This window comes from Pseudomonas mandelii, from assembly GCF_002251635.1.
Classification (GTDB): Bacteria; Pseudomonadota; Gammaproteobacteria; order Pseudomonadales; family Pseudomonadaceae; genus Aquipseudomonas; species Aquipseudomonas mandelii_B.
Genome location: NZ_NMOJ01000029.1, coordinates 24,168 through 40,371, shown reverse-complemented (window position 1 = coordinate 40,371; position 16,204 = coordinate 24,168). Strand labels below are relative to the sequence as shown.

Sequence of the window (16,204 nt, the reverse complement as noted above, 5' to 3'; positions counted from 1 at the left end):
GTCATGCGTGAAAGTGACCCGAACCGCGCGATCAGGGCGCGTTCCCGTTGAACCGGTCGTCGGCCTTCACAGGCGTGATCGACCTGAAAGCGACGACCGTAGCAGCGAGCACTTCCGATACCATCGCATGCGATGTATAGTCTGACCTTCCAGCCCATCCGTCTTCGGCCCCAGAGAACGCTCATGAAACCCACCGAAAAAACAGCCGCCCTCGACCTGAAGCTTGCCGACTTCCTGTGCTTTGCGGTCTATTCCTCTAACCTCGCTTTCGGCAAGGCATACAAGCCAATGCTCGAACGGCTCGGACTTACCTACACGCAATACATCACCCTTGTGGTGCTGTGGGAAGAAGACAACCAGACCGTTGGCAGCCTCGGCGAAAAGCTGTTCCTCGAATCCAACACCCTCACGCCGATCCTGAAGAAACTGGAAGCGATGGGTTACCTGCTGCGCCAACGCGACCCGGAAGACGAGCGCCAGGTCCGCATCAGCCTCACAAGCGAGGGGCGAAAACTGCGTGAGGGCCTCACGGAAGATGGCTTCCCGCAAACCGGTCTTGATCCCGACGAATTTGTGCAAATGCAGAAAGCCATTGTGAAATTACGGGACAACCTCATCCGTACTACGAAAGACAGGGAATAAGCCGTTTCGAATGGCTACTTCACTGCGCCTCCCGGCTTGATGTCACCGCAAAAAATATCGACGTTGCCACTCTCTGGAGCCGTTCGCACGACGATGGAATACCCGCCGGAAAGCAGGTCTTGCAGGGCGATCGGTGCACTTCTTGAGAACGACCAGCCGCGTACAGCTTCGCGCTGGGTGTTGACCTTGTCGTTCATTGCAAAGGCCACTGGCCCGGGTTGCTGGCAGCTGCCTTTATGGATGAAGCTATAGAGACGCAAGGGTAGAGTCGCTCCGCTTGGAGCACCCGTGATGAAGAAACTGAGTCCGGTCTGTTTGTCCCAGCTTGTCAGCGTCACGTTGCCGATCTGCCCGGTGTTCTGTCGGGTGGCGACCAAGGGGACAGACACGCCATGGTCTGTTGAAGTGGCGCAGCCGAAGAGGCTTGCGCTGATCATTAGGGTTGCAAGTGAGTGTCTGAGGTTCATTGCCAACTCCTGCGTAGAAACTGCAATGGGTGATTAGCCGGTATAGCTCATTTATCGCCGTCCGGTAGGTGCCAAGCGGCAGCACCTCACTCCGGACGAGGCAACGCAATCAGGCTTTGCTGGCCGCCAGGTAAGCGCCAAGGCGTTGTCCCATTTGCTCGCCCAAGGCTTGCAAGGCACTGAAGGGGCGGACCATCACCTCGAATTCAACGATTTTCCCCTGTTCATTGAACCGGATCATGTCGATGCCCTTTAACTCTTTACCGCTGACTTTGGCGCTGAACTCCAGGACGACGCTCAAGCCGTCGGCGGTCGACAGTTCGCGGTGGTAGGTGAAATCCTCAAACACCTTGACGACCGTGTTGAGAATCATCGATACCACGGGCGCTCCCGGGTAGGGCGTGTGGGCCATGGGCGAGCGGAACACCGCTTGCGGGTCCAACAACTCGGGCAGGGCGCTCAAGTTGCCCTTGAGGATCATGTCGTGCCATTGATGCAAGGACTTTGCGGCGTTGGGATGCAGGTTCAGCTCAGACATTTTCAACTCCTGTATTTTTGTTGTTCTGTGAACGCTTCAGTGTTGCATATGCAGAATTGCACGATGGCTTGCTGCAGAACTTCAATAGTGCCGCGAGGATCGACTGGCGGCTATGCGAATTTATTAAAAGTAGCTCACGAAAAAGCCCGGCTGATCAGGCCGGGCTTTTCGTTGGGTGCATCGGTAAAGCCATTCATTTATGCAGCGTGGCTTTCGATTAGACGATCCGAACCACCTTCAGCGACGCGGTTTTCGATCAGACGGTCGGAGCCACCTTCAGCGACGCGGTTTTCGATCAGACGGTCGGAACCACCTTCGGCAACGCGGTTCTCGATCAGACGGTCGGAACCACCTTCGGCAACGCGGTTTTCGATCAGACGGTCGGAACCACCTTCAGCAACGCGGTTTTCGATCAGACGATCCGAACCACCTTCAGCGACGCGGTTTTCGATCAGACGGTCGGAGCCACCTTCAGCGACGCGGTTTTCGATCAGACGATCCGAACCACCTTCAGCGACGCGGTTTTCGATCAGACGATCCGAGCCGCCTTCAGCGACAACCGGGTGAGCAGAAGAAGCGGCGAAAGCGTTAACTGCAAAAACCGAGAAAGCGATGCTGAGAAGGATTTGGCGTTTCATGATGGTGTGCTCCGGGGTGTAGTTGTTTGGTATGGAGGCGATGGTACGCCCCGGAGTTTTTAAGAGAACTTCATTGAGTTAATGGTGACTATTGATGCGGTCAATGGCTGCCAGAGACCGCCGTCGGCCTGTCACTGATCGGCGACACACAGCTCCCCGGTCGCGCGTATCAATGCCTGACCATGCAGTTGGTCCTTGATCAGACCGGCGCGTGCCTCGCCCAGCCAGTCCGGGCAGTTCGGGTCTTTGCGATAGGGTGCGAACTCAGCGTATTGCTGCAACAGACGGTTTTGCAGTTCATCCAGTTGGGGCCTGATCTGTTTGTTGAGGTCCGGCCGTGGTGTGTCAGGCGCCTTGCCGGCCGCCCGCCAATTAGCGAGCAGCCCGTACTGCACGAGCTTGTTGGCTTCAATCTGTGCGGCGACCAACTCGGCGACCTGTTCCGGGTCCAGTTTGCGTTTAACGGCCATCTTCCTGGCGTTAGCGATAACTTGCGCTTCACGGGCACTGTCCTGGATGGGTTTGCCGCTGTCCCACTTGGTCAGCGCCACCAGATCACCAATGTTCAGGCGCTCGTTCATCGTCACCAGCAGCGGTTGCAAACTCTCGGGCACAGGGGAGGGCGTGCTCGCCTGTGCGCCGCCAGTGAATAAACCGATCAAGGCGCAGGCCAGCAGGTGCGGGATGCGTGGGGAGTGGGGCATAAGCAAAACCTCGTCAGAACTCGGGACTCACACAATCAGGTGTTGTGTATCACATAGGGGCACCAAGCATACAACGCCTGGAGCGCCCGCTGAGTTAGACTGAAACTCGGAACAAACATACTGATTTCAGTCATCACTGTGCAGATTCATGGACAGTAAGGCTGCACCTTCATCATGAAGCGGGTAGACCACAGTGAACCAACTTTTAGCAATGCGTGCTTTTGTCTTTTACAACGGCAAGCTTTGCGGCATGGCGTCTTACGACGGTGCTGACACGAGAGGTCATATTCACCTGCTTCAGGCCGGTTCCCTCACGTTGCTGGGGCTCGATCGCAAGGACTTGCTGCTGACTCGTCCCAGTCTGATTTTTCTGCCCCGACCACGCCGGCATCAACTGTTCGCCAATGAACCCGAAGGGGCTCAACTCCTGTGCGCATCAATGGAGTTCGAGGGTGGGGTTGATAACCCGCTGTCGGCTTCGTTACCCGATTTGCTGGTGCTGCCCCTGGATGAGCTACCGATGCTGGCCGACACGTTGAGATGGATGTTTGTTGAGGCGGCGGGCGGACATTGCGGCAGGGAGGCTGCGCTGGATCGCTTGTTCGAATTGCTGATCATCCTGTTGTTTCGGCATCTGCTCGACCACCACCAGTTGCACACCGGAATGATGGCCGGGCTGGCCGATTCACGATTGGCGCGCTCCCTGGTCCAGATTCACAACGCACCGCATCGTCCCTGGTCGATTGCCGAGCTTGCGAGCGAGTCAAACATGTCGCGCGCGGCCTATGCCGTGCATTTCCGGGCCGTCATCGGGCAGACACCGGCCGATTATCTGTTGAGTTGGCGTATCAGCCTGGCGCAGAAGCGTCTGCGTGAGGGGCGACCGATCACGCTGATCGCCGCCGAGGTCGGTTATGAAAGTCCTTCGGCGCTTGCCCGCGCTTTTCGTCGCAAGACGGGCTACAGCCCTCGGGACTGGATGAAGGATTCGGCAGGAGAGGCTGATGGCGAAATGGCCTGAAAACCTCGAGCGGTTTCAGGCCATTCCTGGAGGACAAATCATCGGTTCAACGCGATTCCAGTGCAGTCAGAGAATGGCCGGCCACGAAAACCGAAGCGGCAAGCAAGCCGATATCCTTCAGGAGAAACTGACCAGGTGCAACCGAAATGGCCGGGAAACCGAGGCCGGGTTCAATCACGCCAGGTGTCGACAACATGAAGCTCAAGGTCGTGAAAAACAATCCGGCAGACAACGCACCCCCGATCAATGAAAGCTTGGGTGACAGCAGGCGCCCCGCAATAAGAAGACCGATCGAGACTTCCAGGATACCGAGCAGACTGGAGAACGTATCCACACTGAAAATGTTGTAGACCCAACCGAGGAAAGGGCTGTTGCTTACCAACGGGACCAGGCCCTCGGCTTCATAGTGCGTGAACTTCATGCCGCCGAACCAGAAGTAAATGATGGCCAGAGCAACGTAAGCACCGTAGGTGCCGATCGCCGTGGTTCTAACCCCGAGCGATGCTTTCTGAGTGACGCCGGACGTTCTGCAGTTCTCATTGTTCAAGGTAGTCATGATTCAGGCTTCCAATAATGTGGGGATTCAAACCCAGCGCGGTTTACGTTGGGAGTGGACACAGTGTTGCCTTTGATCCCACGCTCTTGGCTTCTGAACGTATTGAGAACTGTGCAGATCGTCTTGACTCACTTCAGGTCTTGAAAAGAGGAGGGCGGCTGGACCATCGCGTCCCGGCGCCTGCCCATGACACTGGCCAGCCTGTTGCTGTCCCTGGAAATGATCTTCGCGACCTGCCTGGGGCTGCTGTTGTATTTACCAGGGCCCTCGGTGCCGGAGGTGCATCGCACTGATTGTGGTGGGAGCCGTCACAGCGATCATTTGGACAAAGCGACCGCCATGGCGAATTCCCCAACGCTGTATTCACGAGTCATGTCCGTCGCTGACAGGCGCATGGTGTGCCATCAGCTCAGCGACCCAATCGATGAACACGCGCAGTTTGATACTGATATGCCGATTTGGCGGAAATGCCACGTAGATGGGCATCGGATCGAGTTTCCAGCTCTCGAACAGGGGCACTAACTCGCCGCGTGCTTCGAAGGTCTTGGACATGTACTTTGGCAGCCACAGCACGCCCAGTCCGGCAAGGCCGGCCGCGAGGTAGGCATTGCCATCGTCGACTGCCAGCGCGTAGCGACCTTTGATTCGGACACTCTCAACGTCGTTGTGCAGGGCATAGGGCACGGCTTTGCCGGTGCGCGCCCACAGGAAACCGACGATACGGTGATGCGAATCTTCCAGCTCCCGCGGATGCGCAGGCGTACCGACGCGTGCCAGGTAGCTGGGCGCTGCAAAAACACCAAGCTGGAGGTCGCCTACTCGTCGGGCCATTAACGACTGATCCGTCAGCTCGCCGCCGCGCACCACGCAATCGACGTTCTCATCAATCATATCCACGATACGATCGCTGACGCCCATGTCGATCTGGATGTCTGGGTACCGCTCGTAAAACGCAGGCAACGCGGGTACGAGAATCATGCTGGCCAGCGGGCTTGGCACATCCACTCGCAACCGGCCCCTGGGCAGCGTCGAGGCGCCGGACAGGCTGGTCTCGGCGTCGTCCATGTCGGCCAGCAATTGAAGCACTCGCTCGTAATAAACGGCACCGTCGGCGGTGACGTTGACTTTGCGAGTCGTGCGGTTAAGTAATTTGACGCGCAACCGTGCCTCAAGCTGCTGGACCAGTTGTGTCACGGTGGTCTTGCTCATGTGCAGTGTTTCGGCTGCCTTGGTGAAGCTGCCCGCTTCCACCACTCGAGCAAATGCCTGCATTGCATCAAAACGGTCCATTGCTGCCCCGGCTATCGATCAGATTGTTTGGATTTCACAAACAGTGATAGCTACGGTTGCTTGTTTATCGCCCAGGCACAAGTCCTTACAGTCTCGACATCGTTTGTTCCGGGTCTGCGTAGACCCATTGATGGAGGCACCTATGACACAGCGTGATGTTGTTTTTCCACCCGGACGCCAGGCGCTTTATGAGCGCAATCGCTATTCGCCGGCTATCAAGTCCAATGGTTTCCTATTCGTGTCGGGACAAGTCGGCAGTAACGAAGACGGCTCGCCCGAACCCGATCTGGAGGCCCAGGTTCGACTCGCGTTCAACAATTTGAATGCAATCCTGGGCGCTGCCGGTTGCACCTTCGACGATGTGATTGACGTCACCGTCTTCATCGTCGATCCCGAATCAAAGTTCGAGACGATCTGGAAGGTTCTGCCAGAGTTCTGGGGTAATGCGCCGCACCCGACGCTGACCGGCGTCGGCGTCACGTGACAGGTAGAAAACGCCTCAGGCTGAAAAAAAGCGGGCACAGTCTTGAAGACTGCGTTGCTACGTAAAATCTGACGGCGCTTGGTTGATCAGCAGACGCAAAAATTTGCGTAGAGACGAGATTTTCGTCTCGATCCTGAAAGTCAAACCCGCTCTTAGGCCCCATCGTGTGTCCGGCGCCGAGCGGCCAATTGCGAGCGGCGCGTCAAGATGGCCAAGGCAACCGCCATGATGAAGAGCGCCGGCACGTCACCAGCCAAGTGCCCCATTTGCCCCGGCTGGGTGACCGCCTGGACGGTCATGATTCCGCCGTGCACGGCGCTAGACCACACGGTGAACCAGATTAGGCTCAGATTGGCTAATGGATCTCGTGCGGCCAAGATCAAGAACACGCCAAGTGTGGCGTAGATGCCAACGATCATCATCGGGTAGTCCGAGTGACCGGCGTGCCAGGCCCAGCCGGACGGCCAGAACAACATAAGTGGGTAGAGAGCAAGGCACGCGAGGCCAGCCAACACTAGAACGACGCGCAAATACCTGAGGCGATCGACTACGGTCATGGCGGACTCCTCTTTGGGCCTGACTCTAAATTGAACTCAAGTGGGGTGATAACACCCTCACGGGCTTGGTAGATAACTTCCTCGTTGGGTCGTCTAGCCTGACTAGCCCGGGCGTTGTGACAGTCGGGTAACCGATGAAAATGGACGCAAAGCCCAATCTACTCAATTAATTCCGGCGGTAGACCAAGCATAGCTACTCATTAGCTATCGCTACGTCCATGCCTTTTATTGCTCAAAGTGAGCGCGCGCCCGTCCATTCAACAGAATTTGCGGGCGCTTGTTTCACGTGTCTACGAAATCAAGGGCGATTCAAAAAGCCTTGCTCTAGAATGCCCCAGATGAGCGTGGAACGCTTGTCTAGTATTCACTCAAAGGATGAACACGATGGGCCGCACCGACCATATCTGCCAGATGGCTATCTATAACGATTGGATGAACGCAAAGGTTTATGAGGCGGCCAGAAGTCTGACAGATGAAGAGCTGTCAGTGGATAGGAAAGCATTCTTTGGTTCTATTCTCGGGACGTTGAATCACCTGGTGGCCGGGGACACTATCTGGCTAAAGCGATTTGCCAGGCACCCGGCGAATTACTTGGCTCTGGAGCCGATTCGACAGCTCCCGGCCCCTAAAAGCCTCGACCAGTTACTGCTCTCAAATATCCGAGAACTTTCGGCACATCGCGTTTGGCTCGATCAGGTGATTGTCGAGTGGTCTCGCTCGATTACAGAGGCGGATTTAGATTACACCCTCAATTACACAAGCATGAAAGGAACCCCCGCTGACAGGAGCTTTTATGGCTTGGTCATGCATTTCTTCAACCACCAGACTCATCACCGAGGCCAAGTTACTACTCTGCTGTCACAAGCGGGTGTCGACGTAGGCGATACTGATCTGGTCCTCCTCATTCCTTCCGAGTCCCGCGCATAATCTAAAAACCAGCGCTAGACCGGGATTTTCATGTCATAGGTTAGGCCTGATAGATCACCCCCCAAAAAACCGCTCGATCCTTCACCGTTCGGGTGGTTTTTTGTATCGCCAGTTTTGGCCTTGTTAACAAACTGCGAATAGAAGATTGTGACTACATTCTGCCCCGAAACATCCATCAGCTTTGCCACCGGATCTGCCGAGTCTCCGACCGCACCACCATCCAGATGCCGACCCCGGACACTGCCATGCCCGACACCATTTGCCATGACAACGGTTCGTTGAACATGGCCCAGGCCCACAGCATCGTGACGGGTGGGCACAGGTACAAGACGCTGGCCACTCGTGTGGCTGTCGCCCGGCGCAGGCAGACCCAATAAAGCCCGTAGCCGCCTAACGTAGACAATCCCACGGTCCACAGTACGCTCAGCGCAAACCCCATGCTGGGTATCGGCGCCAGGCTACCTTGCGTGCCCTCGATCAGGGCGAATGCAAAACTCGACACGCAGCATTGCAGCCACAGGTTGGGCAGTAGGTCCAGCGATTCAGAGGCATGCAGATGCTTCTGCCAGAGTGTTGCGACGGCGAGCGAAAGGGTGCCGAGCACCGGCAGGCCATACGCCCAGAGGGGCGCGTTACCCCAGGCCAACGCGCCAAGCGTCACCACCACAACGCCAACCAGGCCGATGCCCAGCCCAACCCAGACTTGCCAGGCCAGTTTTTGCCCCAGCACGCCAGCCGCCAGCAAGGCGACGGCCATCGGTAGCAGGTTGGCGAACACCGCAGCAAGACCTGCCGGTACACCCAGGGCGATGCCTTGAATGACGCCGGCCAGATAGCCGGCCATGGCCAGAAGACCGATGCCGGCGTTTTTCAGTAACACGGCAGGGGAGGTTTGCCGTAACTGCCTGGCGACGAAAGGAAACAGGATCAGCGTGACCACGACGCAGCGCCAAAACACCACCAACAAGGCGGGCGCATAATCCATCGAGAATCGCGCGCCGACGAACCCGGAACTCCAGGTCAGAATCAATGCCGCCTCGAGCAGTGGCAGCGGCATCTTCTGGCGCCAGTGGGAGGTGACTTGCGGCTGACAGGAGATCGGTGTGGGCTGGTTCATTGCCACAGGCTATGAAATCGGCCTAATCTAATAAATCAAAATAAAATGCAGCAGTCATTCACGAAGATTAAATCATGACGGCGATACTCGATATCGAGCTGGTACGTACATTTCATGCGGTGGCGCGGATTGGTAAATTCAGTGCGGCGGCCGAGCAGCTGCATAAAAGCCCGGCGGCGGTGAGCGTGCATATCCAGCGGCTTGAAGCGGTGGCCGGCGGCCGCTTGCTGAATCGCGATAATCAATCTGTGTCCCTGACCGCACTGGGCAAGCGTTTGCTCGTGTCGACGACAGAACTGCTGAGCACCCATGACCGGGTGCTGGCCGACCTGCATGGGAACCATCTGGCAGGGCGCATTACCCTGGGTGTACCCGACGAATACGCCGCCCATGTCATCCGCGACATCTTGCCGACCTTCACCGCCGCCTGGCCCAACGTGGTGCTGGAGCTGAAGACAGCCCCCAGTGACTCGCTGCGTGACCAGGTCCAGCGTGGAAAGCTTCAGGCCGCGGTGATTGCCCAAGCCAAGGGGCAACTGACTGCGCAGGCGCAATTTCTCGTCGCCACCACGCCGGTCTGGGTGGGACCTGCGAACAAGTCTCTGGCCTTGATGGATCCGCTGCCGCTGGCCGTGCATGCGGCGCAATGCCCTTATCGGCAAGCCATGGTGGCGTCACTCAAACAAAGCGGCCGACGGTTGCGCGTGGTGCTGGACAGTCCGTCCAACCAGGCCGTCAGCGCCTGCGTGGAGGTCGGGTTGGCGATCAGTCTGATAGACCGCGCACGGGTGACGGAAAACATGCAGATTCTCGACGGTTTGCCCGCCATACCAGAGCATGAGGTCGTATTTATCCGATCGCCGTCGTCAGATGCGGATGAAGCGGTGGATTTGCTCTCCCAAGCCATGCAGCAGCACTTTCGGCTCTAGTCGGTGAGCACGCGAAACCGGCTGGATCAATCAGGTCCTGCTCAATGGCATAGTGAGCAAAGCTGCACTACCGTGTAGGTGTAAGCCCTCGTGCCGCAGTCCTATTCTGGTTGAGAGGTGGGTTTCATGAACAACATCATCTACATCGTCGGGTTAGTGGTGGTCGTCGTGGTGATCCTGTCGTTCCTCGGCTTTGCATAGGTTTCAATGCCTGCACTCCGCCAACACCACCTGGCAGGTGTTCGGCGTGCCACCGGATCGACCGGCATAGCGGATGCAATTATCCAGGGATTTTTTGCGCGCCATGCTCAAGGTGGTGCCCCAGGCCAGACCGCCCTCACCGGCGGTGGGGAGCGCTTTGGCATAGCAGGCCGAGCCGACACTTGCGGCCGAATAACGAGCTGTAGCGGCTTTACCTGCGCATCCTGCGATCAGTGCCAGGCTGATGGCGAGCAGGGAGGGTATGACCCATGACGAGCATGGGCGCGCTGTTTCAACGATCATCCCGTTTCCCCTGTATCAAGAGGCTGGAGGCGTGTTTTTGCGGTCGTGCTCCATTCAGATTAGACCGTGTTGGGCCTGGCCTCGTATCGGCAGCGAGTTTCNGTATCGGCAGCGAGTTTCAGGGAATAACCCGGGATCGCTCGTTAACGCCGCAGCTTTTGCTAGATTTCGGCCTCACTCCAGACCCCGCTGAGCGGGCCGCCCGGCAAACCCTCATTGGCGCGCGCGAGCGGGAAAAGCACCGATACAAATCCGGCATCACGCACTAACCGCACGCCGGTATCCAGCGCCTTGCGCCCGACATCGTCGATTGCTCGGAATAATCATCCGAAACGCCTAGTTGGTCAGTGAAACGGCTATATCAAACGCGTTAATGGGCACGTAGATCAACAGATACTGCTGATCCGCCAGGGCCACGCCCATGTCCAGCGCCTTGCGCCCGACATCTGCGTCACGGCCGCCGAATGGATTACTGGTGCTGAATATCACTTTGCCGTCCAGTTTGCCCTTCAACTGTTCGGACAGCGCCGGCATGGCGCCATAGGGAACACTCAACACGATCACATCGCCCCAGGCCGCGGCCTCGGTGACCGAGCCGGCCCGCGCGTTGGGGCCGGCCTCCTTGACCAGGTCCGCCAGCGCCTCGGGGTGGCGTGATGAAAACATCACCGAGTGCCCGGCCTTAACCCAGAGCGTGCCAAGCGTACCGCCGACCTTGCCGGCGCCGATCACGCCGATCTTGAGGGTGTCTGCCATCGCCTGGCTGGTGCACAGAACCAGGCCGGCGAGCATCAGAGAGAAGGTTCTGGACATGCACTGGGCTCCTCGGTTGGACAGCGGTCTTGGAATCACCGTAGTTGAGCTTACGTCTAAACGAAAGCTGCCGAGGGAGGCGGCGGACGAGCAGGGGTATTTGATGAGCGGCGTGAGGCGTGTTCAGCAAGGGAAGCTATTGTCTATGTGTTCGCCTCGCCAGTTGCCGTCCAACCAGCTCGTCCCTGAGGCGGCTGGCGAGGTGGACCCTCCTGGCCGATTGCTGCCTTTTGATTTCGCTTGTACTGGACTGGACAGCTGCCATGCCGACTCTCGCCAACTGCGAAGATAGTCTATTCACCCCCCGACATCGTCGATTGCTCGGAATAATCATCCGAAACGCCTAGTTGGTCAGTGAAACGGCTATATCAAACGCGTTAATGGGCACGTAGATCAACGTTATTATCGAATACGCTTTTCGCGATTTGGCACTGAATGCGCAGACAGGAAGAATAATCATCAGGACATCCAGGGCGCCCCAAAGCGCTACCGGCGATACTTGAAAGAAAATGATATTCACGAAGAGCCCGAGCACAAGAAAAGTCGACAGGGATAGAAGTGCGTAGCGGCCATCCTGTTCGAAGTAAATGCGAAGCCCGTTTTGCTCGTCCTCACTTCGACTGGGAAGCAATAACGCGGAAGAGACGAAAAGCGAAAGCGCCAACAGAACGAGCAGTAGAAATTCCGCAAACGAAAAGGTCACTTTTATCGAAGGCAGTTGGTTGACGGCCCACCAGAACTCCAGCTGTGTCGTAAAAAGCATGATGGCCCAGACCAGCGCGACCCAATCAGGCGCAGCGGCGCGGCGGATGCGGAACACCGTCAACACACCCAGAAGAAGGCGAGTGACGGAGAGCCCCAATATCATCGAGAGTACCGTGGCAACGATTGGGAAGTTGCTCATAAAACCTCCTGTAACTTACGGTACCGACACGCAGGATCGATCACTCTATTGCGAGCCCACTAACNACTGTGCGCCAACGCCGCCAATTGCTCGGTATCCACGCGAACAAAAACGGAGTCGCCAACCGCCGTGAGCACGTCCCCGGCATAGACCTCGCAGATCACACGGGTTTTGCGCCCGACATCGCCTTCCACTTTTGCACGCAGGGTCAGCGGTACACCCATCGGGGTCGGCTTGATGAACTTGATGCCCAGGTTGCCGGTGACGCAATTGATTCGGGGCAGGCTGGCAATTTCGCGGTTTTCCGCACGGTAGTGATAAGCCATCGCCGTCCAATTGGAATGACAGTCCACCAGCATCGCGAGCAACCCGCCGTACACCAAGTCCGGCCAGCCGCAATACATGGGATCAGGCAAGTGCTCGGCGATCACATGCACGCCGTCCTCGTCCCAGAAACTCTTGATGTGAAGGCCGTGCGGATTGCTGCTGCCGCAGCCATAACAAACGCCTTCAGGTGCGGCGGTGTCTTGCAGGGAGGTGTCGAGACTGGACATAACGGGGGTTCCTCAAACTGTGGACCAAAACTGCCGAATTTTAACGCTGCAATCGGAGCGCGGTCACTTGGGAAATCCGTCAGCGTTCCCTGACAACCGCCGTGCTGTTACGCAAGGTCAACTTGAACGGCAACACCACATGCCGTTGTGTGATCGGTTTCTTCTCGATCAGCGCGATCAACATCTCGACGGCTTTCTGACCGAACGTTTCGGCAGGTTGCGAGATGGTTGTCAGCGGTGGATCGCAGTACGCCGCGAACGGGATGTCATCGAAGCCCACCAATGAAATGTCCTCCGGGACGCGCAAGCCCTGTTGTTTGATGCGTTTCAACGCACCGATGGCCATTTCATCGTTTTCGCAAAACAACGCCGTGGGACGGTCAGGCAATTTCAGCATCACGGCGGCGCCGTCATGACCGGCCTTCAGACTGAAATCGCCGTGGCAGATCAGCGCGGCATCCGACGTGATACCGGCCTGTTGCAAGGCGTCCTGATAACCGGCCACGCGATCGCGGGTCAACGGGCTGCTTTTCGGGCCTTTGATCAGGCCGATCCGGCGGTGTCCCAACTCGATCAAATGTTCGGTCATGGCCTTGGCAGCCGCGCGGTTGTCGAGGCTGATGGTGGGATGACGACCGCCCTGAATCACTTCGCAGGCATTGACGATCGGCGGTAAGTCGGCGCTGGGGGAGGGCGCTTCAAAAGGGTCATAGGCGCGCAACTGAATGACGCCATCAGCCTGATGGGCGTAGACCAATTCGGCAAATTCCCGTTCCACTTCCTCGCGGCCCTGGGTGTCGCACAGCAACAGCCGATACCCGGCGAGCTGGGCGGCCTGTTGCGCGCCGCTGATCACCTTGGCGAAAAAAGTGTTGGCGATGGTCGGCACCAGAATCACCAGGTTGCCGGTTCTGCGCGAGCGAAATTGCACCGCCATCTGGTTCGGTCGATAACCGGCTTTTTCCACGGCGGCGTTGACCTTGTCGCGCGTGTCGGGGAGTACCCGCTCAGGCGACTTCAGCGTCCTGGACACCGTGGCGACGGAGACGCCGGCCAGCCTGGCTACTTCGCGGATATTGGACAAGACCACCTCGTTATCGAACTGTGCAGCGGCGAGCTTAGCGCAGGTCAGCGCCACCCCGAAATGTTCCTGGCGATTCATTTCGGGTTTGACACCTCATAAAACAGGGCCTAAATTTCCGTCACGATGTAACCGGTTACATCGGCTTTCGGATGCATTCCTGTAAAGCCGCCGGAAACCGCCTCAAACAGAGAAGCGTTGCGATGAGTGTTGCCGTGCAAAAAATAAGAATGGGCTTTGTTGGTGGTGGGGAGGGCGCTTTCATCGGTCAAGCCCACCGTCAGGCCGCCGGGCTCGATGGCCGTTTTGAGTTGGTGTGTGGCGCGTTCAGTCGCGACGCCCGCAACAATCAGGACACCGGCGCCGCGCTGGGATTGTGCGCTTCCCGTTGCTACAGCGACTGGCGGCAGATGCTGGAGGCCGAGCGTGCACTGCCGGCCGATCAGCGTATGGAGCTGCTGATCATTGTCACCCCCAATCACCTGCACGCGCCGATTGCCAGCCAGGCGCTGAGTGCGGGGTTTCATGTGTTCAGTGAGAAACCGGCGGCGTTGAATCTGGCCGAGTTGCTGCCGCTCAAGGCTGTGCTTGAACGCAGCGATCGCCTCTATGGCCTGGCCCATACGTACCTGGGCAATCCGATGGTCTGGCAGGCGCGGCAGATGGTTCGCGACGGCGTGATCGGCACCGTGCGCAAGGTGATTGTCGAGTACCCCCAGGGCTGGCTGAGCGAGGATGTGGCGGGGCAGGGCAACAAGCAGGCCGGCTGGCGCGACCAGCCTGAGCAGTCCGGGTTGGGCGGCTGCATCGGCGATATCGGTACCCATGCCTTTTCATTGGCCGAATTCGTGGCGGACCAGTCCATCCAGCACCTGTGCGCGATGTTGAATACCCACGTTGCCAGCCGGCAACTGGACGACGACGCCGCGATGCTGTTCAAGATGGCCGACGGCGCGAGTGGTGTGTTGATTGCCAGCCAGGTCTGCGCGGGTGAAGAAAACCCGTTGAAGATCCGCATCTACGGTGACAAGGGCGGCCTGGAATGGCGTCAGGAAGAACCGTCGAGCCTGATCCATCGGTCCCTTGACCAACCGATGCGCGTGCTGCGTTCCGGTGTCGGCCAACCCTGGTTGTGCGACGCCGCGATCCGGCGCATGCGTCTGCCGGCCGGGCATCCCGAAGGCTATCTGGAAGCCATGGCCAACCTCTATGGCGATTTCGCCACGGCGATTCGCAGCAACGTCGATGGCAACGCGGCCCCGGGCGTGCCCGGCATCGACGTCGGACTGCGCGGCATGGCCTTCATCGAAACCGTGATTGCCAGTCATCGTGGCGACACGAAATGGACCGAACTGGTCTGCCCTCAATGAACCCGGAGCACTCGCCCGTGAACCCTACTTCTCAAGCAGGCCTGCGCGGCCCGGGGATCTTCCTCGCGCAGTTCATGTCCGCCGAAGCGCCCTTCGACACCCTGGCCAATATTGCCGAGTGGGCGGCGTCCCAAGGCTACAAGGCGATCCAGTTGCCAACCCTGGGCACGCAATACATCGACCTGGCCCGCGCCGCCGAAAGCCAGGAATACTGCGACGAATTGAAGGCTGTCTGCGCTAAAGCGGGCGTCGAGATCAGCGAGTTGTCGACGCACCTGCAAGGTCAACTGGTGGCGGTGCATCCGGCGTTCGACGCCCTGTTCGATGACTTTGCCCCTACGCACCTGCGCGGCCAGCCGCAGGCGCGCACCGAATGGGCCATCGAGCAGTTGAAGCTCGCAGCCCGGGCCAGCCAGCGTCTGGGGTTGAAGGCTCACGCCACCTTTTCCGGTGCGCTGCTGTGGCCGTATGTCTACCCCTGGCCGCAACGCCCAAGCGGGTTGGTCGAACAGGGCTTTGCCGAACTGGCGAAACGCTGGTTGCCGATTCTTGATTGCTTCGAGGAGGCCGGTGTCGACCTGTGCTACGAAATCCACCCCGGTGAAGACCTGCACGACGGCGCCTCGTTCGAGCGTTTTCTCGAGGCGGTAGATCACCATCCACGCGCCGCGATTTTGTATGACCCCAGCCATCTGCTGCTCCAGCAAATGGACTACCTGGGTTTCATCGATCGCTACCACGCGCGCATCCGCATGTTCCACGTCAAAGACGCCGAGTTCCGGCCCGATGCACGCTCGGGCGTCTACGGCGGTTACCAGGGCTGGGTCGAGCGGCCGGGGCGTTTCCGTTCCCTGGGCGATGGCCAGATCGACTTCAAATCGATCTTCAGCAAACTGACCCAATACGACTTCAGCGGTTGGGCCGTGCTTGAGTGGGAGTGTTGCCTCAAGGACTCCGCCCAGGGTGCCGCAGAAGGGGCGGCGTTCATCGCGCAGCACATGATCACCAAGACGCAGAAGGCCTTCGACGATTTCGCCAGCGTGCAATCCGACGAAGGTTTCAATCGACGATTGCTGGGGTTGCCCGAGGCCTGATCACGACGTTTTTC

At 58.2% G+C, this 16,204-nt stretch carries 20 protein-coding genes; 7 read left to right on the top strand and 13 right to left on the bottom strand.

What is annotated here, in order from left to right:
* Positions 1-183 precede the first annotated feature (183 nt).
* The gene (locus B7L09_RS04670; RefSeq protein ID WP_094467911.1) at positions 184-642 is read left to right on the top strand and encodes a MarR family winged helix-turn-helix transcriptional regulator; all 459 of its coding nucleotides are present in this window, start codon (positions 184-186) and stop codon (positions 640-642) included.
* A gap of 14 nt (positions 643-656) precedes the next feature.
* Here the strand turns inward: B7L09_RS04670 and B7L09_RS04665 are convergent, their stop codons facing one another.
* The 4 genes from B7L09_RS04665 to B7L09_RS04650 form a co-directional block, all read right to left on the bottom strand.
* Positions 657-1,109: a hypothetical protein gene (locus B7L09_RS04665; protein WP_094467910.1), complete on the bottom strand. Its 453-nt coding sequence runs from the start codon at positions 1,107-1,109 to the stop codon at positions 657-659.
* A gap of 109 nt (positions 1,110-1,218) precedes the next feature.
* Positions 1,219-1,647 (bottom strand): nuclear transport factor 2 family protein, encoded by a 429-nt coding sequence (locus tag B7L09_RS04660; protein ID WP_094467909.1) that lies wholly within the window; start codon positions 1,645-1,647, stop codon positions 1,219-1,221.
* Between the two features lie 197 nt (positions 1,648-1,844).
* Complete coding sequence (locus tag B7L09_RS04655; RefSeq protein WP_094467908.1) at positions 1,845-2,285, bottom strand: phage infection protein; 441 nt, start codon at positions 2,283-2,285, stop codon at positions 1,845-1,847.
* Positions 2,286-2,416: 131 nt separating this feature from the next.
* Positions 2,417-2,989, bottom strand: coding sequence for a chorismate mutase (locus B7L09_RS04650; protein ID WP_094467907.1), 573 nt, complete (start codon positions 2,987-2,989; stop codon positions 2,417-2,419).
* A gap of 211 nt (positions 2,990-3,200) precedes the next feature.
* Here B7L09_RS04650 and B7L09_RS04645 point away from each other — a divergent pair, with 211 nt between their 5' ends.
* Positions 3,201-4,010 (top strand): helix-turn-helix transcriptional regulator, encoded by an 810-nt coding sequence (locus B7L09_RS04645; RefSeq protein ID WP_094467906.1) that lies wholly within the window; start codon positions 3,201-3,203, stop codon positions 4,008-4,010.
* A gap of 46 nt (positions 4,011-4,056) precedes the next feature.
* On the opposite strand, the gene B7L09_RS04640 is transcribed toward B7L09_RS04645, so the two are convergent.
* Together B7L09_RS04640 and B7L09_RS04635 are read right to left on the bottom strand one after the other, a co-directional pair.
* Positions 4,057-4,566: a YkgB family protein gene (locus tag B7L09_RS04640; RefSeq protein WP_010459172.1), complete on the bottom strand. Its 510-nt coding sequence runs from the start codon at positions 4,564-4,566 to the stop codon at positions 4,057-4,059.
* Between the two features lie 363 nt (positions 4,567-4,929).
* The gene (locus B7L09_RS04635; RefSeq protein ID WP_010459174.1) at positions 4,930-5,856 is read right to left on the bottom strand and encodes a LysR family transcriptional regulator; all 927 of its coding nucleotides are present in this window, start codon (positions 5,854-5,856) and stop codon (positions 4,930-4,932) included.
* Between the two features lie 142 nt (positions 5,857-5,998).
* Here B7L09_RS04635 and B7L09_RS04630 point away from each other — a divergent pair, with 142 nt between their 5' ends.
* Positions 5,999-6,340 carry a RidA family protein gene (locus tag B7L09_RS04630; RefSeq protein WP_094467905.1) on the top strand — a complete coding sequence of 114 codons (342 nt, stop codon included), beginning with the start codon at positions 5,999-6,001 and terminating at the stop codon, positions 6,338-6,340.
* Between the two features lie 152 nt (positions 6,341-6,492).
* Here the strand turns inward: B7L09_RS04630 and B7L09_RS04625 are convergent, their stop codons facing one another.
* Positions 6,493-6,897, bottom strand: a complete 405-nt coding sequence (locus B7L09_RS04625) for a DUF6632 domain-containing protein (protein WP_094467904.1) — start codon at positions 6,895-6,897, stop codon at positions 6,493-6,495.
* Between the two features lie 384 nt (positions 6,898-7,281).
* On the opposite strand from B7L09_RS04625, the gene B7L09_RS04620 reads away from it, so the two are divergent.
* Positions 7,282-7,824: a DinB family protein gene (locus B7L09_RS04620; RefSeq protein WP_010459180.1), complete on the top strand. Its 543-nt coding sequence runs from the start codon at positions 7,282-7,284 to the stop codon at positions 7,822-7,824.
* Between the two features lie 175 nt (positions 7,825-7,999).
* Here B7L09_RS04620 and B7L09_RS04615 read toward each other — a convergent pair whose 3' ends face one another.
* Positions 8,000-8,941, bottom strand: coding sequence for a DMT family transporter (locus B7L09_RS04615; RefSeq protein ID WP_094467903.1), 942 nt, complete (start codon positions 8,939-8,941; stop codon positions 8,000-8,002).
* 74 nt (positions 8,942-9,015) lie between these two features.
* On the opposite strand from B7L09_RS04615, the gene B7L09_RS04610 reads away from it, so the two are divergent.
* On the top strand, positions 9,016-9,870 hold the full coding sequence (locus B7L09_RS04610) for a LysR family transcriptional regulator (RefSeq protein ID WP_094467902.1): 855 nt from the start codon (positions 9,016-9,018) through the stop codon (positions 9,868-9,870).
* Between the two features lie 204 nt (positions 9,871-10,074).
* On the opposite strand, the gene B7L09_RS04605 is transcribed toward B7L09_RS04610, so the two are convergent.
* The 5 genes from B7L09_RS04605 to B7L09_RS04580 all read right to left on the bottom strand — a co-directional run bounded on the left by B7L09_RS04605 (position 10,075) and on the right by B7L09_RS04580 (position 13,729).
* On the bottom strand, positions 10,075-10,374 hold the full coding sequence (locus tag B7L09_RS04605) for a hypothetical protein (protein ID WP_094467901.1): 300 nt from the start codon (positions 10,372-10,374) through the stop codon (positions 10,075-10,077).
* Between the two features lie 336 nt (positions 10,375-10,710).
* A complete protein-coding gene (locus B7L09_RS04600; RefSeq protein WP_094467900.1) occupies positions 10,711-11,187 on the bottom strand; it encodes an NADPH-dependent F420 reductase in 477 nt (158 codons plus the stop codon).
* Positions 11,188-11,530: 343 nt separating this feature from the next.
* Positions 11,531-12,091, bottom strand: a complete 561-nt coding sequence (locus B7L09_RS04590; RefSeq protein ID WP_094467899.1) for a hypothetical protein — start codon at positions 12,089-12,091, stop codon at positions 11,531-11,533.
* Positions 12,092-12,150: 59 nt separating this feature from the next.
* On the bottom strand, positions 12,151-12,645 hold the full coding sequence (locus B7L09_RS04585; RefSeq protein WP_094467898.1) for a PaaI family thioesterase: 495 nt from the start codon (positions 12,643-12,645) through the stop codon (positions 12,151-12,153).
* A gap of 79 nt (positions 12,646-12,724) precedes the next feature.
* Positions 12,725-13,729, bottom strand: coding sequence for a LacI family DNA-binding transcriptional regulator (locus B7L09_RS04580; protein WP_094467912.1), 1,005 nt, complete (start codon positions 13,727-13,729; stop codon positions 12,725-12,727).
* A 227-nt stretch (positions 13,730-13,956) separates the two neighbouring features.
* Between B7L09_RS04580 and B7L09_RS04575 the strand changes: the two genes are divergently transcribed.
* Positions 13,957-15,096: a Gfo/Idh/MocA family protein gene (locus tag B7L09_RS04575; protein WP_176457661.1), complete on the top strand. Its 1,140-nt coding sequence runs from the start codon at positions 13,957-13,959 to the stop codon at positions 15,094-15,096.
* Complete coding sequence (locus tag B7L09_RS04570) at positions 15,093-16,190, top strand: sugar phosphate isomerase/epimerase family protein (protein WP_094467896.1); 1,098 nt, start codon at positions 15,093-15,095, stop codon at positions 16,188-16,190. The genes B7L09_RS04575 and B7L09_RS04570 overlap by 4 nt, the downstream gene beginning before the upstream one ends.
* The last annotated feature ends 14 nt before the right edge of the window (positions 16,191-16,204 follow it).